The organism is Paenibacillus sp. Negev47 (genome assembly GCF_058313655.1).
Genome location: NZ_CM177754.1, coordinates 2,779,383 through 2,800,954, shown reverse-complemented (window position 1 = coordinate 2,800,954; position 21,572 = coordinate 2,779,383). Strand labels below are relative to the sequence as shown.

Annotated in this window: 19 protein-coding genes; 4 read left to right on the top strand and 15 right to left on the bottom strand. The window is 48.0% G+C overall.

The genetic code is table 11. From position 1 onward, the window contains the following. Positions 1–47: 47 nt before the first annotated feature. The 4 genes from deoB to deoR form a co-directional block, all read right to left on the bottom strand. Positions 48–1,226 carry a phosphopentomutase gene (gene deoB, locus AC4G47_RS12880; protein WP_491106250.1) on the bottom strand — a complete coding sequence of 393 codons (1,179 nt, stop codon included), beginning with the start codon at positions 1,224–1,226 and terminating at the stop codon, positions 48–50. A 29-nt stretch (positions 1,227–1,255) separates the two neighbouring features. Next, positions 1,256–2,446 carry a NupC/NupG family nucleoside CNT transporter gene (locus AC4G47_RS12875; protein WP_458122767.1) on the bottom strand — a complete coding sequence of 397 codons (1,191 nt, stop codon included), beginning with the start codon at positions 2,444–2,446 and terminating at the stop codon, positions 1,256–1,258. 212 nt (positions 2,447–2,658) lie between these two features. Then, positions 2,659–3,309 carry a deoxyribose-phosphate aldolase gene (gene deoC / locus AC4G47_RS12870; protein WP_491106697.1) on the bottom strand — a complete coding sequence of 217 codons (651 nt, stop codon included), beginning with the start codon at positions 3,307–3,309 and terminating at the stop codon, positions 2,659–2,661. A gap of 219 nt (positions 3,310–3,528) precedes the next feature. Further along, on the bottom strand, positions 3,529–4,467 hold the full coding sequence (deoR, locus tag AC4G47_RS12865; RefSeq protein WP_458127270.1) for a DNA-binding transcriptional repressor DeoR: 939 nt from the start codon (positions 4,465–4,467) through the stop codon (positions 3,529–3,531). A gap of 237 nt (positions 4,468–4,704) precedes the next feature. On the opposite strand from deoR, the gene AC4G47_RS12860 reads away from it, so the two are divergent. After that, complete coding sequence (locus AC4G47_RS12860; RefSeq protein WP_491106249.1) at positions 4,705–5,331, top strand: FMN-dependent NADH-azoreductase; 627 nt, start codon at positions 4,705–4,707, stop codon at positions 5,329–5,331. A 114-nt stretch (positions 5,332–5,445) separates the two neighbouring features. On the opposite strand, the gene AC4G47_RS12855 is transcribed toward AC4G47_RS12860, so the two are convergent. From AC4G47_RS12855 to AC4G47_RS12840, 4 genes are all read right to left on the bottom strand, one after another. Next, positions 5,446–5,796, bottom strand: a complete 351-nt coding sequence (locus AC4G47_RS12855; RefSeq protein ID WP_491106248.1) for a hypothetical protein — start codon at positions 5,794–5,796, stop codon at positions 5,446–5,448. A gap of 131 nt (positions 5,797–5,927) precedes the next feature. Beyond that, on the bottom strand, positions 5,928–6,590 hold the full coding sequence (locus tag AC4G47_RS12850; protein WP_491106247.1) for a class II aldolase/adducin family protein: 663 nt from the start codon (positions 6,588–6,590) through the stop codon (positions 5,928–5,930). 8 nt (positions 6,591–6,598) lie between these two features. Then, the gene (locus AC4G47_RS12845; protein ID WP_491106246.1) at positions 6,599–8,098 is read right to left on the bottom strand and encodes a rhamnulokinase; all 1,500 of its coding nucleotides are present in this window, start codon (positions 8,096–8,098) and stop codon (positions 6,599–6,601) included. A gap of 19 nt (positions 8,099–8,117) precedes the next feature. Then, positions 8,118–9,908: an L-fucose isomerase gene (locus AC4G47_RS12840; protein ID WP_491106245.1), complete on the bottom strand. Its 1,791-nt coding sequence runs from the start codon at positions 9,906–9,908 to the stop codon at positions 8,118–8,120. A gap of 409 nt (positions 9,909–10,317) precedes the next feature. On the opposite strand from AC4G47_RS12840, the gene AC4G47_RS12835 reads away from it, so the two are divergent. Next, on the top strand, positions 10,318–11,340 hold the full coding sequence (locus AC4G47_RS12835; protein ID WP_491106244.1) for a LacI family DNA-binding transcriptional regulator: 1,023 nt from the start codon (positions 10,318–10,320) through the stop codon (positions 11,338–11,340). Between the two features lie 97 nt (positions 11,341–11,437). On the opposite strand, the gene AC4G47_RS12830 is transcribed toward AC4G47_RS12835, so the two are convergent. Both AC4G47_RS12830 and AC4G47_RS12825 read right to left on the bottom strand, forming a co-directional pair. Beyond that, on the bottom strand, positions 11,438–12,331 hold the full coding sequence (locus AC4G47_RS12830) for an NAD-dependent epimerase/dehydratase family protein (protein WP_491106243.1): 894 nt from the start codon (positions 12,329–12,331) through the stop codon (positions 11,438–11,440). A gap of 270 nt (positions 12,332–12,601) precedes the next feature. Beyond that, positions 12,602–13,582 (bottom strand): Gfo/Idh/MocA family protein, encoded by a 981-nt coding sequence (locus tag AC4G47_RS12825; protein WP_491106242.1) that lies wholly within the window; start codon positions 13,580–13,582, stop codon positions 12,602–12,604. Positions 13,583–13,771: 189 nt separating this feature from the next. Here AC4G47_RS12825 and AC4G47_RS12820 point away from each other — a divergent pair, with 189 nt between their 5' ends. After that, positions 13,772–14,356 carry a bifunctional transcriptional activator/DNA repair enzyme AdaA gene (locus AC4G47_RS12820; RefSeq protein ID WP_491106241.1) on the top strand — a complete coding sequence of 195 codons (585 nt, stop codon included), beginning with the start codon at positions 13,772–13,774 and terminating at the stop codon, positions 14,354–14,356. Beyond that, positions 14,353–15,171 carry an SPL family radical SAM protein gene (locus AC4G47_RS12815; protein WP_491106240.1) on the top strand — a complete coding sequence of 273 codons (819 nt, stop codon included), beginning with the start codon at positions 14,353–14,355 and terminating at the stop codon, positions 15,169–15,171. The genes AC4G47_RS12820 and AC4G47_RS12815 overlap by 4 nt, the downstream gene beginning before the upstream one ends. Positions 15,172–15,257: 86 nt before the next feature. On the opposite strand, the gene AC4G47_RS12810 is transcribed toward AC4G47_RS12815, so the two are convergent. The 5 genes from AC4G47_RS12810 to glpX all read right to left on the bottom strand — a co-directional run bounded on the left by AC4G47_RS12810 (position 15,258) and on the right by glpX (position 20,888). Beyond that, the gene (locus AC4G47_RS12810; RefSeq protein WP_491106239.1) at positions 15,258–16,364 is read right to left on the bottom strand and encodes a Gfo/Idh/MocA family protein; all 1,107 of its coding nucleotides are present in this window, start codon (positions 16,362–16,364) and stop codon (positions 15,258–15,260) included. Positions 16,365–16,460: 96 nt separating this feature from the next. Further along, positions 16,461–17,186, bottom strand: coding sequence for a ThuA domain-containing protein (locus tag AC4G47_RS12805; RefSeq protein ID WP_491106238.1), 726 nt, complete (start codon positions 17,184–17,186; stop codon positions 16,461–16,463). Between the two features lie 62 nt (positions 17,187–17,248). After that, entirely contained in the window at positions 17,249–18,421 is a 1,173-nt protein-coding gene (locus tag AC4G47_RS12800; RefSeq protein ID WP_458122777.1) for a Gfo/Idh/MocA family protein, read from the bottom strand. A 54-nt stretch (positions 18,422–18,475) separates the two neighbouring features. Continuing rightward, positions 18,476–19,525, bottom strand: a complete 1,050-nt coding sequence (locus AC4G47_RS12795) for a LacI family DNA-binding transcriptional regulator (RefSeq protein WP_458122778.1) — start codon at positions 19,523–19,525, stop codon at positions 18,476–18,478. 280 nt (positions 19,526–19,805) lie between these two features. After that, the gene (glpX, locus tag AC4G47_RS12790; RefSeq protein WP_458122779.1) at positions 19,806–20,888 is read right to left on the bottom strand and encodes a class II fructose-bisphosphatase; all 1,083 of its coding nucleotides are present in this window, start codon (positions 20,886–20,888) and stop codon (positions 19,806–19,808) included. Positions 20,889–21,572 lie beyond the last annotated feature (684 nt).

Genomic DNA, 21,572 nt, shown 5'->3' with positions numbered 1-21,572 from the left:
AAAAAAAGAAGACTTAATTCCTAAAGTTTCCGTTACCTACCCAGAACTTATTTCAAATCTTTCAGGAAGCTGGTACCATATTCCGGCATTTTCACTCCAAAGTTCTCAGCTACGGTTGCACCAAGGTCAGCAAATGTGCTACGCAGATCAAGCTTTTTCCCCTCGCTGAAGCGCGGAGAGTAGGCAAGCAGTGGTACATATTCACGTGTATGATCTGTACCACGGTAGGTTGGATCGTTACCATGGTCAGCTGTGATCAGCAGCAGGTCATCATTAGTCATTTTGGCAAAAATCTCTGGCAGCCGTGCATCATAGTCCTCAAGCGCCTGAGCATAACCTTGCGGATCACGACGGTGACCGTACAAGGCATCAAAATCAACCAGGTTCAGGAAGCTGAGTCCAGTGAACTCTTCATCCATCGTTTCAGACAACTTGTCCATGCCATCCATGTTGGAGACGGTACGAACGGCCTTGGTTACCCCTTCGCCATCGTAGATATCCGCGATTTTACCCAAGGCGATCACATCAAATCCACCATCTTGCAGTTCATTCATGACAGTACGACCAAAAGGTTTGAGCGCATAATCATGACGATTCGCAGTACGCTTCCAGTTACCCGCTTCACCTACAAATGGACGTGCAATAATGCGGCCCAGCATGTATGGATCTTCAAGTGTAATTTCACGACAGAACTCACAGATCTCATACAGTTCTTTTAGTGGTACAACGTCCTCATGTGCTGCAATTTGCAGAACCGAATCCGCGGATGTGTATACGATGAGCGCGCCAGTTTCGACATGCTCGGCACCCAGCTCATCCAGAATTTCCGTGCCACTGGCCGGTTTGTTACCAATCACCTTGCGGCCCGTTTTCTCTTCAATGCGCTGAATCAACTCATCGGGAAAACCGTTCTCGAACACGCGGAAAGGTGTATCAATGTAAAGACCCATCAGCTCCCAGTGACCTGTCATCGTGTCTTTGCCTCTGGATGCTTCCTGCATCTTGGTGTAATATGCTTTGGGTGCATTCGCTACAGGAACACCCTCGATTTCTTTGATGTTGGACAGTCCGAGACTGGCCATATGAGGCATTTTCAGACCTCCACGTTCACGTGCAATGTGACCAAAGGTATCCACATCAAAATCATCAAATTCTGCTGCATCCGGCGCTTCGCCGATCCCTACAGAATCCATAACGATCAGATGTACTCTTTTAAATGTTGACATAACCTAAGCACTCCTTCCAATAATCCGGTTTACAAGAACAGTCCGGCGATGATCGCAGATAATACACTGACAAGCGATGCACCGTAAAGCAGTTTCAGACCGAAGCGGGCTACCACATTACCTTGTTTCTCATGAAGTCCCTTCACCGCACCGGCAATGATACCAATGGAGGAGAAGTTGGCGAACGATACGAGGAAGACGGATACGATCCCTGTTGTTCTGGCAGACAATACGGTCTCCTTCGCTAGAGCAAGCATGGCGACGAATTCGTTGGATACCATTTTGGTTGCCATAATACTTCCCGCCTGAATCGCTTCTTTCCAAGGAACACCCATAATAAAGGCTAATGGTGCAAACACATAACCAAGCAGCTCCTGGAACGAAATACCAAGCACCGCGCTGAAAATTCCGTTGACAAGTGCAATCAAGGCAACAAAGCCGATTAACATCGCAGCTACGATGATGGCGACTTTGAATCCATCCAGAATGTACTCGCCCAGCATTTCGAAGAAGGATTGTTTCTCCTCTTCCTGTACTTCCAATATATCTTCTTCCTCTGTAACCTCATAAGGATTCACAATGGAAGCAATGATAAAACCGCCAAACAGGTTCAGCACAAGTGCCGTAACCACATATTTCGGATCAATCATGGACATATAGGCACCGACAATCGACATCGATACCGTGGACATCGCCGAGGCACACAAGGTGTACAGCCGATGTTTTGGCAACAACCCAATTTGTTTTTTCACAGAAATGAACACTTCAGATTGCCCCAATACAGCCGAAGCAACCGCGTTATATGATTCCAGTTTGCCCATTCCGTTGATTTTGCTTAATACCAGACCAATATATTTTATAACAAAAGGTAAGATTCGGATATACTGCAATATCCCAATGAGTGCAGAGATGACAACGATTGGCATCAATACGCTGAGGAAGAACGGTGTCCCTACAGTCTCTGCACCTACGGTGGTCAAATCACCAAATACAAACGCAATCCCTTCATTCGCATAATCAAGCAAACTTTTAAATACGGTCGCGAATCCACCAATCAACCATGTCCCGACCCCTGTATTCAGCAAGGCATACGCCAGGATCACTTGTAAAACAATCATAATGGCGAGCGGCCGGTAGCGAATTTTCTTTTTACCGTTGCTTGCGATATAAGCCAGTCCAAAAACAACAAGCAAGCCGATAAGAGCAATTAAAAATTTCATATGATCTCTCCTTTGAAGGTAGTTAAGCCGGATGTAAAATTCAGCTCAAAGGGTTCTTAAGGATTCTAATTCAGTATCCTTTCAGAAAACTTATGAAGCGCTTACAATAAGTTCAGTTATTTAAATTATAAGTGTAAGTTGTATTCTCTGTACCTGAGTTGAAACCCAAGTACAGAGAATATACTACTACATTTTACTTCATAAGCTTTTGCTTAATACGAAGATGTAGACTGACCACCCTGCATGATTTTCACGCCAGAGCTTGCACCGATCCGAGTTGCTCCCGCTTCGATCATTTTCTGCATATCTTCCAGGCTACGTACGCCACCTGAAGCTTTAACACCTACATCAGGACCTACAGTACGACGCATCAAAGCGATATCTTCTGGCGTTGCTCCACCTGTGGAGAATCCTGTAGAGGTTTTAACAAAATCAGTTCCAGCTCGCACAGCTGCCTGACAAGCACGTACTTTCTCTTCATCCGTCAACAGACAAGTTTCAATAATAACTTTCACCAAAGCTTTACCCGCAGCCGCTTCAACAACAGCACGAATATCCTGTTCAACGTAATCATCTTTGCCATCTTTCAAAGCACTGATGTTGATGACCATATCGACTTCAGTTGCACCTTTAGCAATCGCATCCTTAGTTTCGAAAGCTTTCGTCTCCGATGTGGATGCTCCCAGAGGGAAACCAATAACGGTGCAGATATCTACGCCAGTACCCTGCAACTGCTCAGCAGCATAAGCAACCCAGCCGGGGTTAACACATACAGAAGCAAACTGGTATTGTTTCGCTTCTTCGGTTAACTTGGCCATTTCACTTTGTGTTGCGTCCGCACGAAGCAACGTATGATCGATCATTTTAGCTAATTGTGGTGTAGTCAATTGAATCTCTCCCTTATCTGAACTAGTTATTTTCTATACCCTTACACTAACATGAACATATGTAAAAATCAACTTGAACTTTTGTTCACGAGTCCATTTGTCGTTCTTGCTTCGTTATATTATATTTTCTGCCTAACAAAGCAAAACATCCGCCCTTTTTTCGTGGCAGATGTTGTCATACATTTTCATTTGAAATTAGAATCGCAGTAATGCCTGCGCAGTGTACTGATCCGTAACCAGAATATTCGCATAATGACCTTTAAGCGCGGCGTGAATGGCTTCAATTTTGCGTTGTCCCCCGGCGACCAGGATTGATTTTTCCTTATTTCTCAATTCAGCCAGATCAATCCCGACGGTTCTGCTGTTAATCTCTTCACTGATCAACTGACCTTCCGCATCGAAAAAGCGTGAACAAATGTCACCTGCACCTGAGTTCATCAGCAATTGTTGCTCTTCTTCATTGAAGTAACCGAGCCTGAATAATAATGCATCTTCCTTCACAGTACCTACGGTAAATAAGGCGATATTCGCCTGTCTGCCTAGTTCCACGATTCTGCCGATATGCCGATCCGCTTCCACCATTTTTTTCACTTCAATGTTGTCGAAAATAACGGGCAGCGGCAGATACCTTGGTACCGTGTGGAATGCCTCAGCGAACAAATGAACAATCTCAGCGGCATACGTATTGACATGGGAGTGGCTTACGCCCCCCTTCAATTGCACAACTTCGACACCTTTGACTTGCTTGGGACGAAGCTGGCGTGCTACGGCATGCATGGTTGTTCCCCAGGTCACCCCAATAATATCTGCATCCTGGACCGTCTCCTGAAGATAATCCGCTGCTCGTTTGCTGATATGTTTCTGTATTTCCTCATCACTCTTCAATGGGGCAAAACACACAAGTGCCGAATCCAGATCATATTTCGACTTGAGTTCTCCGGCAATGATGTCGATATCCTCCAGCGGGTCCATAATTTCAATGCGGACATACCCACGATCCTTCGCGTACTGAAGTAATCTGGACACTGTTGGACGCGATACACCTAACCTTGCGGCAATATCCTGTTGGCTGTAATCGGACTGATAATACAATTTCGCTGCTTCAATGCTTAATCGTTGCTTCTCCAGATCCATTCCCATTTGCGCTCATCTCACTCATCCTATTGTCTTTGGAAAATAAATGCTCGTCCTGTATATTATACATGGAATGATTATCTAATCACTATATACCATCCAATTGAGTAGCGTGATCATTCCATCTGGTTCCCTTTCTGACGTATAAAACGGGGCAATCGATGCATACTACAGCGGTCGCTTCATTAGTACCAACATCGGTTCACCCCATGAATCGCACAGAGAGGAAGAAATAACATGTCTACCTTATTGTATATTACTGCCCATCCTCATGATCATGAAACCTCCTTTAGCATGGCTACAGGTAAAGCATTTATTGATGCGTATCGTGAAAGTCACCCTTCTGATGAGGTTGTTCACCTCGATCTGTATCGCTCGGATATTCCCCATATCGATGCGGATGTCTTCAGTGGATGGGGCAAACTGCAATCGGGCAGTGATCTGACTGCCGAAGAGCAGACGAAAGTAAGTCGTTTGAATGAACTTTCGGATCAATTTGCCTCAGCAGATAAATATGTTTTTGTAACCCCGATGTGGAACTTCTCGTTCCCTCCAATTCTAAAGGCTTATGTCGACTCCATCTGCGTAGCTGGCAAAACATTTCGTTATACGGAACAAGGTCCTGTTGGACTGCTGTCTGACAAAAAAGCGCTGCATATTCAGGCCCGCGGTGGCATTTATTCCGAAGGCCCTGCGGCCCAGATGGAATCCGGTCACCGTTACCTGAGCATTATCATGTCTTTCCTCGGCGTGCCCAAGCTCGATGGCATTTTTGTAGAGGGGCATAATCAATATAAAGATCGTGCGGATGAGATCAAGCAACAAGCTATCGGGCAAGCACGCACTTTCGCAAAACAGTTTTAGAAAGGTAGTTCAAAAAGTAGCATAACAAACAAAGCAAAAAACAAAACCCGCGTGCGACCCAGGGATTATTCCCAGGAAGCACGCGGGTTTTCGATGTATGATTAACCTTTGAGCTTATTGATGTCCAGCGCTGGCACGGCTCATGGTTTCAAGTTTACGTGTGATGGCATGACGGTCCACTTTCAATCCCCAGATCATTTCAATAATCTGCTCTTTGTCTTCTGGATTGTCAGCATGCTTCAGTTGCATTAACAGATCATGCATCTGTTCATTAATCCCTTCAAATTGACTCCATAAATCCTGCCTTACTTCCTTTGAATCCAGATGATGATTCGCATCGACTTCTTCCTTCAATGCTTGGAGAATAGCATCTTTCCATTCCTCATCACCTAGCTGTTTCGCTATGTTCAGGAGATCCAGATAATCGTCAACAAGAAGTGAGTTCAATTCAGCATGTGTTTTCATCGTTTATTGCATCCCCTTTTCATCTATTTACCCAGTATTATACTCGGTATTTCAGGTTATGCAATAGTTGTCGAGAAAAATAGTGGATTATCCACTTTCGTGTCAGGTTTTGACGAATGATTAATCTTCGTTTAAGACTTGAGTTGTTGCAACAGCTGAACACGGTAAGCTTCACTTTCAAGGGACTGAATGTCCTTGTATTCTTCAGCAGTAAGCACTTTGGGTTCCCCGGCCGCCTTTGCGATCATATACACCTTGGCGCTTTCTTCCACTACCTGGGTGCGATAGTATGCTTCACGAAGGTTTTTGCCCGTCGTGACCAATCCGTGATTGACGAGAATGAGTGCCGTATGTTCTTCTACCTTTGCAGAGACTGCATCGGCAAGTAGTTTCGTCGTTGGCAGAACATATGGAACGAACCCAATATCGCCCACCAATGCCGACTGATCAGGAAACAAATGTGGCAACTCATCGAAAACGAGACTGAGTGCAATGGTATATGCCGGATGCGTATGCACAATAGCCTGAATATCCGGATTCACACGATAGCTGTACAGATGCATCAATACTTCAGAGGAAGGACGGGGCGAGCCGGTACGAGTCTCCCCTGTCTCGATATCAATCGCGATCCACTCGTCAGGCTCCAAATCCTCAAGTGCATAACCACTCGGTGACAACAGCATCGTCCCTTCGGAACGGGCGCTCAGATTCCCACCAGGTCCTACCACAAGCCCTTGAGCAACCGCTCTGCGGGCATATTTCGTTAACTCTTCCCTTACTTGCTGTTCAGACACGTTCCTCATCACTCCTTTAATGCGTTTCTTTGATTCATTCGTTGGTACGTCTCGTAGGCTTCCTGCCACTGCTCTGTATCCTCAGGCTCATAGGTCTCGGGGGAAAAGGAAGCAGCCATGACCTCCCGAACCTCAGCCAAGTTGTTCACTTCACCATGTGCCAAATATTGCAGCATGCAATTCCCGGCTGAAGTCGCCTCGGCTGGACCCGTAATTACCGGAACCGCAGCCGCATTGGCTGTGAATTGGCATAATAGTCGATTATGAACACCGCCACCGACCATATGAATCACACGAGGTCTTGTACCTGTGATCAACTGCAATTCATCCAGCGTCTGCCTGAACTCCAGCGCCAGGCTTTCCAGAATACAACGCACAACCGCTCCAGTCGTTTCCGGTACAATCTGTCCGCTGGCACTGCATTGTTGCCTTATTCGTTCAGCCATATTCCCTGGCGACAAGTACACTCCATCTCCTGGCGATACGTAACTTTGATGCGGCGTTGCCAAGGTAGCCAGCTGAACCAGTTCTTCGTGTGTAAATATATGATTCTCCCGCTCCCATTGCCGCTTGCATTCCTGTAGCAGCCACAGGCCTGAACGATTTTTCAAGGTGCGGACTTTGCTACTGACAGTCCCTTCATTCGTGAATCCCAGTGCACGGCTTCGTTCATCCAACACAGGTGCATCACGCTCCATACCCATAAGAGACCAGGTACCACAGCTGATAAAAGCGAAATCTGAATCCATCGCAGGGATCGCTGCCAAGGCAGAGGCTGTATCATGTGATCCCACTGAGACTATCTGCATCGGTCCAGTCCGTAATTCCGCGCACAAGTCATCCGTTAACTGCCCCAGCATAGTACCGGGCTGAACGAGCCTTGGAAATAATGTTTCCGGTATACCGAGACGCCCGATCAGTTGTTCATTCCAACGGGCCTCGCCTGCATGCAACAGCCCGCTGGTGCTCGCAATCGTATACTCACAAGCCTGCTGACCGGATAGATAAAAATGAAATAAATCAGGCATGAATAACATCCGCATATCCGGACGCAAACCTTCTGCATGCTCTCGTACACTGCCTAACAATTGAAATACCGTATTGATCTGCTGTGGCAGGACGCCGGACATGGAGTACAATTCTTCTTCATTTACAATGTGCAGAACTTCTTTCATCCAATGCGCGTTACGTGCTTCCCGATAATGGCGCGGGTTTCCGCATAATCTTCCCGCCCCATCCACCAGTCCATAGTCCACTCCCCACGTATCTACCGCAATGGAACGGATCGCATACGTGTCGCCTTGAGTACTTCTTACAATCCCCTGCTTAAGCTCATGAAAAAGTCGCAGGAAATCCCAATACAATCCATCCCCCAGCTGCACGGGTTCATTGTTGAAACGGTGCACCTCCTGTAACGACAGTCTGTTGCCATCAAAAGAACCCCGGACTACCCGCCCACTTCCAGCGCCGTAATCTGCAGCAAGCACATGTGTTGCTTGATTGCCCATTCTCCCATGCCTCCTTGCTTTAACGATACAGCGGGCCGAATACACTGCAAGCACGGTAGTCTGCGCTCTCTGGCTCACTTGTGCCGAACAATCCCCATGCCCGCGGACGGAAAATCTCCGATTCAGGGACATTGTGCATATTGACCGGAATGCGAAGCATGGAAGCCAGCGTGATCAGATCAGCACCGATATGACCATACGAGATGGAACCATGGTTCGCACCCCATTGGTTCATGACCTCGTATACGGAAGTAAACGCTCCCGATCCGGTTAGAACAGGTGCAAACCAGGTGGATGGCCATGTTGGGTCTGTCCGCTGATCCAGCGTATCATGTACATCTTCAGGCAGATCGACCGTGTAACCCTGAGCGATTTGCAGCACCGGACCCAGTCCTTTGACCAGATTCAGACGTGTCATCGTTACAGGCATGCCGCCTTTGGTCAAGAAATCCGCTGAATAGCCGCCCCCGCGGAAATACTCTACGGATGCCGGTCTCCACGATGTTGCTTTTAGACAGTCCTGAACTTCCTCATCTGTAATTTCCCAGAAAGGCTTGAGTACAGGCTTGCCATCTTTGGACTGTTGTCCGGTGCCATCCAATGCTGCAGAACCCGAGTTAATCAGATGCAGAATGCCGTCCTTTGCGTTTCCCTCCAACTGGTGCCCCGTCACACGCTGTACCGAATCCGGACTCCAATACGTGCGCACATCAGCGAAGATCTGTGCCGTATGTGTAAGTAACGAACCAAATAACATGGACACGCCATTCAAGCTATCATTCTCCGTTGCAACGAGATAAGGCGCACGTTTGCCATTCCAGTCAAAGGAAGAATTCAGTATCGACTCCAGAAAATCTCCGTTCGGTGAATGGTCTGTCCACTGCCGTTGTCCCTGGAAGCCGGATACAATCGCGTGATGGCCCATCGATTCTTCTGTAAACCCAAGCTCTGCCAACCTTGGATTGCCCACCATCAAGTCACGCACGATTTGGGTCATTTTCACAACCGTTTCCCATTCGTACTCTTTACGTTTACGATCCGTTTGCAGATGGGCAGCGTTGTTGTCCGGACCTTCGCTACAATTCTCCTTCACCCAGGCAAGCGCGAGCTTATACTCCTCCGGGTCGTAGATTTCTTCTTCAATACGGCGAGTGAGTTCGCTCATATCCACATATTCATTCCGCATGCCCAGATACTCCTGGAAAAATGAGTCGTTCACAATCGAGCCTGCAATCCCCATGGATACCGATCCAATTGACAGATAGGCTTGCCCTTTCAAGGTAGCGGCTGCAAGACCCGCACGGCTGAACCGGAGTAATTTCTCACGCACATCATCGGGAATCGTCGTATCCCCTCCGTCCTGAACATCCTCTCCATAGATCCCGAAGGCAGGTATGCCTTTCTGTGCATGGGCAGAGAGAACTGCAGCCAGATATACAGCACCCGGACGTTCAGTTCCGTTAAACCCCCAGATGGCTGTTGGAGTGGATGACGACATATCCATCGTTTCCGTACCGTAACACCAGCATGGTGTCACCGTAATTGTTACACCCACGTTTGAACGGCTGAATAGTTCTGCTGCTGCCGCCGCTTCAGCTACCCCTCCAATACAGGTCTCGGCAACAACGCACTCTACTGCGAAGCCGTCAGGATAACGTAGTTCGGCTGAAAGCAACTCGGCCACAGACGTCGCCATCCGCATCGTTTGTTCTTCCAGTGACTCTCGAACGCCTTTGCGTCTTCCATCAATCGTGGGACGAATACCAATCTTGGGGAAAGCCTGCTTATAACGATAATCCTGATGTGTCATACTAGAATGTCCTCCTTCAATTCGCTTCATAGAATTTGGTATGAATTGAGAAACCTTCTGTCTGATCCATATGCATTGATTAGAATGAGATAATGACGGAAAAACCGATACCCAAGTTGAACGGAAGACCTGCGTATACAGATGACCAATAGCAGTTTACGGTATTGAATACGTTTACATATTTTAAAAGATACCAATAAACCATTTCATTAATCAGCCTTGTATGTAGTTCCTCTATTCAAGAAGATGGAACGTGCATGAGCGAAATTAACGAAATGGTTTATGTAGTAAAGACGTTCAGAACCTGTTAGGGTTATCGGTAACCCTAAGATAGCATGAGCCTATCTTGCTGTCAATTGGCATTATCCTATAGAATGGTAAGACTATGTTGCGGAAAGGTTAGATTCTATTGATTACGATTTATGATATTGCCAAAAAAGCCAACGTCTCCGCCATGACGGTATCCAAGGTTATTAATCATACAGGCCGCATAAGTCCTGCGACACGCGAACGTGTGCAACAGGTGATCGACGAACTTGGATATATTCCGAACTCTAATGCACGCAGCCTTGTGCTTCAACGAACCCAGATGCTGTCATTACTCATTACGGATATTACCAACCCTTTTTATACAACACTGGCCCGTGGTGCTGAAGATGCAGCCCATCTTCGTGGGTACCGTCTCTTATTCGGCAACAGTGACGAGGATTACGACAAAGAAAAGGATTACGTGGATGCTATTCTGTCAACTCGCGTGGATGGTGTACTCTTTGCCCCGGCGGGAGATCGTTCTCTCACTCATCTGAAACAGTTGCAGGAACGTAACATTCCGTTTGTCTTCCTGGACCGAACCGTACCAGGCATTACGTCAGATATCATTGCCGGAGATAGCCGGGAAGGCGCAATTGACCTGATCCGATATCTGGTGCAATTGGGACACAGGCGCATTGCACTGGTCAATGGTTCTTCGGAGGTTTCTACTGCCAGACTGCGGGAGGAAGGCTATGTAGAAGGTTTGCGTGAAGCCGGAGCTGGTACCGATCCTGAGCTTGTGCTTCGAACCGGTTACCGCGATTTCAGCGACGAAGAGGGACTGGATAGACTGCTCTCTCAACCGGAGCCACCAACAGCCATTTTTGCAGCTAATAACATGCTTGCGATCGGAGTCATTCGGCTTTTGCGCAAACGCGGACTACGTGTGCCAGAAGACATCTCTGTCGTGTGCTTCGACGATCTGGATCTGGCTTCGGCCTTTGATCCTTTTCTGACCGTAGCTGCACAGCCCGCATATGATTTTGGATTTCGAGGGGTACAGATGCTGATTGACCGAATTGAGGGCAAGGCCCCTTCCGAGGCCCAAACCGTTATTCTACCATCAGAACTGCGCATACGGGCTTCAGCTGCTGCTCCACGTGATCCCTTACAGATTTGAAAATTGTACAACATGAACAAGGGCGCACCGGAGATTACGCTCTGGCTGCACCCTGTTTGATGTTCATTTTCTGAAATGATCCATTCAATCCTATACTCTACCGCTCCGACTGTAATGCGAGAGCGACCTCACGAACGAGTCCCGGGAACCAGTCCATCAGAGCTTCGAACGTATATCCCGCTTGCTCTGCCTTGGTCGTGTCCATCGTCCATGATTGCTCGATCCCGAAGGGTGACATGTCTTCTTTCACAGTTTCCGTAAGGATCTGTGACTGCATGCCAGTGACGGTCTCGATCAGGTGCATCATGGCTGACAGCGTAATCGCACCCTTGGAAGCTGCATTCACTGGACCGGTAATGGACGAATGTCCAAGCCAAGCGAGAAATCTTGCCGCTTCTGTGGAATTGATGAATCCAATCTCCGCATCCGGATTCGGCATGCCGATCGGTTTTCCTTTTTGCACATGTTCAATATGAAAATGAAGTCTTCTCGTATAATCATCAATCCCGAGTACAATGGGAATACGCATCGCCACAACCGGGAAATTCGCTTCCTGGAAGAATACAGCCTCTGCAAGCCGTTTACCTTCTCCATATGAAAAATCCTCCGCACTCCCATACTGTAATGGATATGTATACGGGTCAAACTCCGTTTCCGCAAATCCTGGTTTGGGATCACCGTACACAGACAATGTAGATGTCAAAACGTACCTTTGGGTGCGCCCTGCAAAAGCTTCACATGCCGCTTTCGCCGCGTCTGGAGAATAACAGATATTGTCGTACACGACATCCCACATATCTGTCTGCGCAACCTCTGCCAGAGATCCCGGGTCTTCACGATCCATCTTGATTCGGTTCACTTCGGGTCCGAAGTCGACATCCGTTTTACCGCGAGTTGCGACTGTGATCTGTGACTTCCCTTCCCACAGCAAGTGATCCACGAGACGTTTACCGAAAAAACGTGTACCCCCAAGTATAAGTACTTTATTCATCCGAAAAACCTCCTACCTCGTTCTATTTTGTTTAACAATTTGATGCATGGTGTGCGCATTCCGTTGAAACTCATAAGATGTTAGTTTTTCGGATACGATGCACCCACGCTCTACGAGTATTAATTGTAATGCATCCATGTGCTTGTAACGTTCACCAGACATATCCACTGTCGGAAAAATGCGAACCTCTTGTTTGGTCACACGCAGCAGCTTCATTACGGTGACAACATGAAAATCAACATCCAATCGACCCGCATGCCTGTTCTTATATTAATCGTTAGGGAACACAAGCCCAATCTGCTTCCGGATCTGATCCATGACCTGCATCGTAACATAGGAGCGTTCATACGTGTTCATGTCGGATTCCTGTTGGCCTTGCTGAACCAGACTCACGAACTCCTCCACTTCATAATACATCGCCGGATGGGTTTGTTCGACTGTGAGTTGCTCCACTGTACCGTCATTGTAACGTATCTCTGCATGTTCAGGTGAACCAATCTTGTCAATGATGATGCTACCCAGTTCCCCCATGATTTCGCTGGGTACATGAGAGTTGGAGATTTTGGAGTATGTAACGACCGCGTCCATGCCATCATAATCCAGGAGCACACTGCCTTGTCCATCCACGCCAGATTCCAGCATCATCGCTTGGGACTGAACCCGGTTAGGTGCACCAAATAATGTAATCAACGGATAGAGACAATACACACCGAGATCCATTAATGCACCATTGGCGAGTTCAGGCTTGAACGCATTCAGGACAATCCCCTCTTTGTACTTGTCGTAGCGCGAAGAATACTGAGAGTATCCTGCTACGTATTTACGGACCGGACCGATTTTATGCAGGTTGGACTGCACCATTTTGAATTGGGGAACAAGGGTCGATTTCATGGCTTCCATGAGCAGAACCTCGTGTTCACGTGCTGTATCGATCATGCTCCGCACTTCCGCGCTATTTGCAGCCAAAGGCTTCTCGCACAATACATGTTTGCCGTTTCTCAGAAAAAGCTCTGCTTGCTCTGCATGAACCGTATTCGGTGTCGCGATGTAGACTGCATCAATTACGTCACTTGCCCCCATCTCTTCGAGATTGGTAAAGCGGTGTTCAACATCATATTTATCTGCAAATGCGTTTGCCTTATCTTCAGTTCTTGAATACACGGCAGTCAACTCGAATCCTTCAACCTGTACTGCAGCTTCCAGAAGTCTTTCTGTAATCCAGTTGGTACCCACTACGCCAAAACGAACCATACCTACCTACCTCTTTCATCTATAAATTTCATTGGAGTTCTAACTTGTATACCATCTTGTATATTGTAGCTCATATTTCGTTCAGATTGAAGGAAGGACTATATCCCAAGTATTGATATCTTGCTTTTCAAGTCGAAACTTCGTCACTCCCTTGGATTCAAGGGTATAATTAGAGGTGAGGTGATCACCGTGGAAAGTCGAGATCAAGATCGCATACTTCCCGAATCTATAGAGGAAAAATACTGGCATGCCATCATCCACAACGATAGTTCTTATGATGGAACGTTCTATTACGGCGTGCAGACAACGGGTATTTTCTGCCGACCTTCCTGTAAATCCAGAGCTCCCAAAGTTGAAAATGTGCTGATATTTAACCATGTTGAAGAAGCGTTAGCACGAAAGTTCAGACCCTGCAAACGTTGCAAACCAACAGGCGAGCGTGTACCTGATCAAGAGTGGATTTACGGTATTACGGAGTATATTGACCAGCATTATGCGCAACCTCTGACCCTCGATGTTCTCGCCACCGCAAGTCATGGCAGCCCTTATCATCTGCATCGCGTGTTCAAGCGGATTACAGGCCGCACACCGGTTCAATATATTCAGGAAAAACGAATGACCGAAGCCCGTAAATTGCTTGAATATACCAGATTTACGGTCACCGAAATTGGCCGCCATGTCGGTATACCCAACCCGGCTTATTTCATTACTGTATTTCGCAAACACACAGGTCTCACACCTGCACATTACCGCGAAAGGCATGACAACTCATGAAGACGAATCTTACTTACAAAGTACCCAAAACGTTACTCAACAAGGGAACAGGATTCCTTAATGGATATACACATACGCTGAATCCTTACACAGGCTGCGCCTTCGGTTGTTCCTATTGTTATGTCAGACAGATGCCTGTCTCCCTCTTTCGAAAAGAGGATTGGGGAACGTGGGTTGATGTCAAACAGGAGGCCTCCCGAGTGTTCGCCAAAGAATTGCAGCGTGCCCGGATGAAAGGGAAAGTTACTCTGTTCATGTCATCCAGTACCGACCCGTATCAGCCTGCCGAGTACAAGGAGCGTATCACGCGTTCATTGCTTGAAACGATGGTACAGTATCCACCAGATTTCGTCTTAGTCCAAACCCGCAGCCCGCTCGTTACCCGTGATATAGACCTGCTACAGCAGTTAGGTGACCGGGTTCGGGTCAGCATGACCGTGGAGACGGATCTGGATGATATGCGCAAGCATTTCAGTCCTTCCGCTCCCCCGATTGCAGGTCGATTACGCGCACTGGAACAGTTGCGGGATGCCGGAATACCTACACAGGTGGCGATTGCTCCTGTGTTACCCAGCAGTGAACATTTTGCAGCTATCCTGAGACCTCTGGTTCAGCGTGTATGCATTGACGATTACTTCATGGGCGATGGTAGCGAAGGCAAGCGAACCCGTCGACTCGGCATGGAGTCACTCTATCAAGAAGTCGGGATGGAGCACTGGTATCATCCGGACGCCTATCAGATTGTCGCTCAGCGGATGAAAGACTATTTTGCAGAGGATGAGATCTGGATCAGTCAGGCGGGATTTGAGCCTTAAATGGCCTAAATTATAAAAAGGCCCCTTTCCTTGATTGAAGGAAAAGGGCCTTTCGTCATGACATGATATAAGCAATAATAGCTATCTTACTGATCCAATGTGTATAATGGCAGATCTGCCGGCAATGCAGCCGGGCGCTGACACGAGCTTTTCATCTGGTAGAATGTCTGTTCATCTGATGAATCGTGGAATGCCCACATGGCCTCAAGAACGTGGTATGCCAGTTCCCCGCTCGCACGGTGTGCACGTCCACTATGTGCTGCATAGGCCATATCGGCCACACCGATGCCGCGTGTATTCTCCTGATACCCTGGGAGAAGCGGTACTTCCATCCATTCCTGTTCACCCAGCAAGCGGTAACGAACCGGACCACCGAAGGTATTGGGGTCAGGTACCTGCAATGTACCGTGGGTGCCATATATCTCAATCGGCGGCAGTGCACTTCCGCCAAATACATCAAAGCTCGTAATCAGCGTGCCAATGGCTCCCTGTTCAAACTGCAACAGACCCGTGACGTGAGTTGGAATTTCGACGGGAACCGTCTGGCCTCTCTTTTTCTCACTCGTAATCGTCCGTTCTTCCATGGCTTTACCTGTCATACCTGCAATCGACTTGATCGGGCCCATCAGTTGGACCAATGCCGTGAGATAGTATGGACCCATGTCAAACATTGGCCCACCGCCTGACGCGTAATAAAACTCCGGATCTGGGTGCCAGTGCTCATGACCACGGCTCATCATAAATGCGGTCGCTGCCACCGGCTTGCCGATCACTCCCTCCTCCACCAATTGAAGTGAAGTCTGGATGCCTGAACCGAAGAACGTCTCTGGCGCGCAACCCACGAGCAGTCCTTTACGCTTCGCAGTTTCGAGCACGGCCTGACCTTCCTCACGGGTAACCGCGAGCGGTTTTTCCACATAGACATGTTTGCCCGCTTCAAGTGCACGTAAGCATACATCCGCATGAACGGAAGGAATGGTCAGGTTGATGATCAGCTCAATCTCGGGATCAGCCAAGATTTCGTCGACGCTGTATACGTTAGGCACATTATAGGCTGCTGCCTGCTCCTCGGCACGCTTCTGGTCGAGATCCGCAACCGCAACAAGTTCCAGAACCTCGAACCGGTGACAGTTTTCCATATAGATGCCGCTGATTTTACCGCAGCCAATAATACCTACTTTCATTGTTTTCATGCCTGGGGCTCCCTTCGCCGTGGATCAGAAATGGTTTATACAATGAGGATGAAACGTTGAAACTGACATTACGTTTGCAATTAAACTACAATCTCATTAGTTCTGATTGTCCGCCATACCTGTGTACACTTCATGTACTGCACTTGCCCGGGTCTTCGCAAGCTCTTTGCCTGCTGCCGTCCATTTGAAGCCACTGCGCATCATTTCAGTTACGGGCTTCATGTCCACAATGTCCGCATGGTGTCCCAGCGAGTTATAGAATACCCGTCCTGCGCCCCAGCGTTTCGTCCAGACAACAGGCATATCTACGGGTCCATTCGCCGCATGCGGACCAGTCACCACTGGAAAACGAGTCGTTGCCAGCACTTCCACGGCCGGGTCTACGTGCAGGTAGTATTGTTCACTTTTCACCTGAAAATCTTCAATATGGTCCAATAACGGGCTAGAGCCGCGCTTCATGTTCACCATATACTCCACACCATCGTTACCTGGATGAGCTACCCATTGTCCACCCGTCATAAACTGCCAGTCCACGTTATTTCGGAAGGCATCACACATGCCACCATGAAGACCAGCCAAGCCCACGCCGCTCTGAACAGCCGCTGATACGTTATTGACCAGTTCCTGTTCAATCTGCCCCATCGTCCACAATGGCACGATCAGATCCAGATCCAGCAGCTTCTCTGCGTCTGCATAAGATTCCAACGTATTCGAGACTTCAACCTCAAACTGTTCTTCCTTCAAAATGCGTTCAAAAATCGTCGCTACCTGCTCCGGTTCATGTCCATCCCAGCCGCCCCATACAATCAGTGCTTTACTCATCGTTCAATCACTCGCTTTCGGATAGTTTAGTTGTGGTTCCATACTTCGCTTGCCTTACTTGCTTACATCTCTTCAAGCGTTACCCAGCGCCGCTCCGTCACCGAACGTTCTACGGCTTCCAGTACAGCCTGACAGGCGACCCCGTCGTGGAAACTCGGTGATGGTTGTCGTCCTTCAGAGATCGCTGTCATCAGCTCCAGCATTTCATGTGTGAACGTGTGCTCGAATCCAATCGTATGTCCGGCAGGCCACCAAGCTTCGGCATATTTGTGTGCCGGATCAGTCGCCAGTACACGGCGGAATCCCTGTACGTCCTCTTCATCCTTTGTAAAATACACTTCCAGTTCATTCATCCGTTCAAAATCAAATCGTACGCTGCCCAGACTACCGTTAATCTCAAACGAGTTCGTACTGCGATGACCTGCTGCAAAGCGTGTAGCCTCGAAGCTCCCTAGCGCACCTCCTGCGAATCGTGCCAAGAAAAGCGTGGCATCATCAACAGTTACTTCTCCCTTCGGTGCATCTGCATTGGAACTGCCCTTGGCACTTAGTCCGGTCATCTCAGATGCAAGCGGTCGCTCTTTGATGAAGGTTTCGCTCATGCCGATGACTTCCTGGAATTCACCGACGAGGAAACGAGCCAGATCGATTAAGTGCGCACCCAGATCTCCATGGGATCCAGAGCCAGCCACTTCTTTTTGCAGACGCCATACCAGCGGGAACGAAGGGTCCATGATCCAGTCCTGAAGGAAGAACGCACGGAAATGATAGATCTTACCCAGTCGTCCGCTCTCCACCAGATCCTTGGCTAATTGCACCGCTGGCGAGAACCGATAATTGAATCCAACCATATGGGCGACTCCAGCATCCTCTGCTGCCTGAAGCATCTCACGCGAATCCGCGAGCGAGAGGGCCAGTGGCTTCTCACAGAACAGATGCTTGCCTTGACGGGCTGCCTCCAGTGCAATTTCCTTATGCGCATCACTTGGCGCGTTAATATCAATCAGATCGATATCATCCCGTTTCACAAGCTCGCGCCAATCGGTAACACTTTCAGACCAACCAAACTGGTTCGCTGCCTCCTGTACTCCCTGCTCGTTACGACCACAGATTACAGACATCTCAGGCTGCAGTGGAGCAGACGGGAAGAACATCGGCAGACTGCGATAGGCGTTGCTGTGGGCCTTCCCCATAAACTTGTATCCAACCATTCCGACACGAAGACGATTTGACATGGTCATTTCCTCCTTTTGGAATATAAGTAGTCTTTCAATATGTGCACCATTAAACTATTGACGAATAGAAGAAGCACGGATGATCAGTTCAGTAGGCAATAACGCTCTTGCTGATTCGGTTACAGCTACAACAGGGTTATTCGCTTCTGGCGTTCCACCCGCTGATCCATGCATAAGCTTCGATGCAGCAAGCTCACCCATTTCAAAAAATGGAACCCTGACGCTGCTCAGCGGCGGAACCGCCATCTCGGCAGCATCGGAGTCGTCATAACCGACAAATGCCGGAAAATCCTCAATCCGGATTCCCCGTTCACGCAAACCATGCATGACTCCAATAGCCATCCGGTCATTGGCAGCGAATACAGCATCGATCTCATGTAACCGATCTGCTACAATCGCTGCCGCCTCAATGCCGCTTCGTCTGCTGTAATTGCCCTCAAGCAATAGGCTCGGGTCCAGCTCCATCCCCGCTTCTTTCAGACCTAGACGGACACCTTCCATACGTTCCTGGCTGTTAGAGTAACTATCCGGACCATTGAGAAAAGCAATTTGGCTATATCCCTGATCCGTCAGATGGCGTATGGCGAGCCTGCTGCCTTCCACATGATCCGCATCCACCTCCGTGAACGATTGGCCCTCAAAGTGCTGATTCATGACACAGAATGGGTGACCTTCCTGGTGAAGTTGCTGTATGGCCGCCAGTTCTTCGTGATCATCTCTGGCACCGAGGATGATGCAGGCATCCACTTTCTGCCGCCGGAACAGATCCGTATAATTCATCACCTCACCTGGTGTCCTGAACATAACCAACAGGTCCATGCCATTGTCTCTCGCTTTGCTGCCAATCCCACTCAGCATTTCCGAGAAAAAATACGCTGAGAACAGGTGCGCCTTCGGAACATAAGGCAACACCACGCCAAGGTTACCGCTCTTACTTCTGGCAAAACTGCGAGCAAGTGCGCTGGGCACATAGCCTAACTGTTCCGAAGCTTCAAGGACCTTGCGCCGCGTCTCTTCTTTAATAGGTCCTACCCCATTAAGCACCCGGGATACCGTTGCCTCGGAAACACCCGCAAGATCAGCCACTTCTCTACGAGATGCCACTAACTTCACCCCCTTCTAGCTCACCAATAAATCATGTAATGATTAAAAATCAATATTTATGTACGCGCGTACATTTTCTCACGCCATGTAACCGTTGTCAATGCTTTTAACATAAAAATAATGAGGGCTTGGTTTAACCCCAAGTCCTCATTATTAACTTGCCAGAGATGGTACTTTTATTGAATTTATGCCACCTGTAACCTTAGGGGCTCAAGGTTATTTATCAGACTCACTAACTGATGATAGTGATGCTATTTGATCAATTGCGGGTGAGGCCAGTTCACAACGTCGTTGTTACGCCTTGATCAACAGAGGATTGGCTAAACTCAGCCTGTTCCAACGTTTTTACATGACTCGGAATGCGATCCGAAGGTTCTGGCGTGGATTGGAGTTGTCTTACTTTATGCAGTACTTCTTTGTTAGGCAGGAAATGTTGGGAACGAATGAAACGAATCGTTTTGGTTTTGGCCCGCATAACAATCGAATCGGTCTCAGCCCGATCATCCGCCAAATACCTTACCCCTCCCAGAATCTCACCTGGCGTCACACCTGTTGCCGCAAAAATGACATCCTCTGTTCCGATCATGTCCTGCATCGTTAACACTTTGTAAGGATTGTCGATTCCCATCTGCAGGCATCGCTGGAACTCGTCCGCGTTGGCTGGCATCAGGCGTCCTTGAATCTCGCCTCCGAGGCAAGACAAGGCAGCTGCAGCCAGCACACCTTCCGGTGCTCCTCCTGATCCGACATAGAGATCGATACCCGCCTCCGGGAAGGCCGGTGCCATCGCACCAGCAACATCGCCGTCACTGAGGAACTTAATCCTTACGCCAACCTTGCGCAGCGTCTTGATTGTGCTCTCATGTCGTACACGATCCAGAATCATCACCGTCAGATCCGAGATGTTTTTGTTCAATGCGGCAGCAGCTTTCTCCAGCGTGACTTCAACCGGGTCTTCGATGCTGACCTTGCCTACAAGCGCAGGGCCGACCGCCAGTTTCTCCATGTACATGTCCGGTGCGTGGAGCAGGTTACCTTTTCCCGCCACTGCAATAACCGATAGAGCGTTGTTCAGTCCTTTGGCCACGATTTCTGTACCTTCGAGCGGGTCTACAGCCACGTCAACCTCAGGGCCCTCAGCGTTGCCCACTTCCTCGCCGATGTACAACATGGGTGCTTCATCCATTTCTCCTTCACCGATTACCACCGTGCCGCGAATAGACACGGAATCGAACATGGCGCGCATGGCCAAAGTAGCCGCTTCATCTGCACTGTTCTTGTCACCTCGTCCCATCCAGGGTGCTGAAGCTAACGCAGCCAATTCTGTTACTCTGACAATTTCCAACGCCAGTTCGCGTTCCATTTTTCCCACTTCCTTTCCAGTTTCCAAAAGCATAACGTGAAAGCGGTACTAAATCCATCGCAAATCCATATGAAATTGATCTAAAATCAGCGTAGCAGCGCCTTTTGCGCAATTTAGCCCTTATTTATCCAATTTATAATCAGGTTGATTTTTTACCTTTTTCAGGGTGGTTTTAGGAACCAATCTAACTAATTTCTCACCTGAAATATTAATCTTAATTCCCACTTACCTCACAAAAATCCATATTGTTCAATTTAGTGATATTGGCTATTCATTTCACACACAATAAGTTCTGTTAACATAGGGTATATACAACTTTTATGATGAATATTAAGAACATAATGGTCTCCGACTGACTACGAGCGAAAACGATTTTCGATAGGCTCTGCAAACGCAGAAATACACTAATAAATTGTAATGATATGTGCCGAGATCAACCTGCTTCCTTCAATGTTATTGAGCTTAATTTGGATGTCATTTTGTATTAATCAGGCCTTTAGCTTTTTCAAATGCTATAGATACAGCTTATGGAGGTCATCGAAAATAATAAGTTTACATAATATTTGTTATGTCTTAATTTTCATCGATTTCTCTATTTTATTATTCAACAGTTCTTGCAAACCATAAAAAGGCCCGAAAGAATTCTGCTTATTATTCTCCCAGGCTCTTCTCTCTATGATCCAG

Excerpts from the sequence above, each read along its gene's own strand:
- deoB (WP_491106250.1), bottom strand. The coding sequence starts at position 1,226 with ATGTCAACATTTAAAAGAGTACATCTGATCGTTATGGATTCTGTAGGG.
- AC4G47_RS12860 (WP_491106249.1), top strand. The coding sequence starts at position 4,705 with ATGTCTACCTTATTGTATATTACTGCCCATCCTCATGATCATGAAACC.
- AC4G47_RS12830 (WP_491106243.1), bottom strand. The coding sequence starts at position 12,331 with ATGAATAAAGTACTTATACTTGGGGGTACACGTTTTTTCGGTAAACGT.
- deoR (WP_458127270.1), bottom strand. The coding sequence starts at position 4,467 with ATGGATCTGGAGAAGCAACGATTAAGCATTGAAGCAGCGAAATTGTAT.
- AC4G47_RS12805 (WP_491106238.1), bottom strand. The coding sequence starts at position 17,186 with ATGAGTAAAGCACTGATTGTATGGGGCGGCTGGGATGGACATGAACCG.
- glpX (WP_458122779.1), bottom strand. The coding sequence starts at position 20,888 with ATGGAACGCGAACTGGCGTTGGAAATTGTCAGAGTAACAGAATTGGCT.
- AC4G47_RS12815 (WP_491106240.1), top strand. The coding sequence starts at position 14,353 with ATGAAGACGAATCTTACTTACAAAGTACCCAAAACGTTACTCAACAAG.
- AC4G47_RS12825 (WP_491106242.1), bottom strand. The coding sequence starts at position 13,582 with ATGGTTCGTTTTGGCGTAGTGGGTACCAACTGGATTACAGAAAGACTT.
- AC4G47_RS12855 (WP_491106248.1), bottom strand. The coding sequence starts at position 5,796 with ATGAAAACACATGCTGAATTGAACTCACTTCTTGTTGACGATTATCTG.
- AC4G47_RS12875 (WP_458122767.1), bottom strand. The coding sequence starts at position 2,446 with ATGAAATTTTTAATTGCTCTTATCGGCTTGCTTGTTGTTTTTGGACTG.
- AC4G47_RS12840 (WP_491106245.1), bottom strand. The coding sequence starts at position 9,908 with ATGACACATCAGGATTATCGTTATAAGCAGGCTTTCCCCAAGATTGGT.
- AC4G47_RS12845 (WP_491106246.1), bottom strand. The coding sequence starts at position 8,098 with ATGGGCAATCAAGCAACACATGTGCTTGCTGCAGATTACGGCGCTGGA.
- deoC (WP_491106697.1), bottom strand. The coding sequence starts at position 3,309 with ATGATCGATCATACGTTGCTTCGTGCGGACGCAACACAAAGTGAAATG.
- AC4G47_RS12810 (WP_491106239.1), bottom strand. The coding sequence starts at position 16,364 with ATGAAAACAATGAAAGTAGGTATTATTGGCTGCGGTAAAATCAGCGGC.
- AC4G47_RS12800 (WP_458122777.1), bottom strand. The coding sequence starts at position 18,421 with ATGTCAAATCGTCTTCGTGTCGGAATGGTTGGATACAAGTTTATGGGG.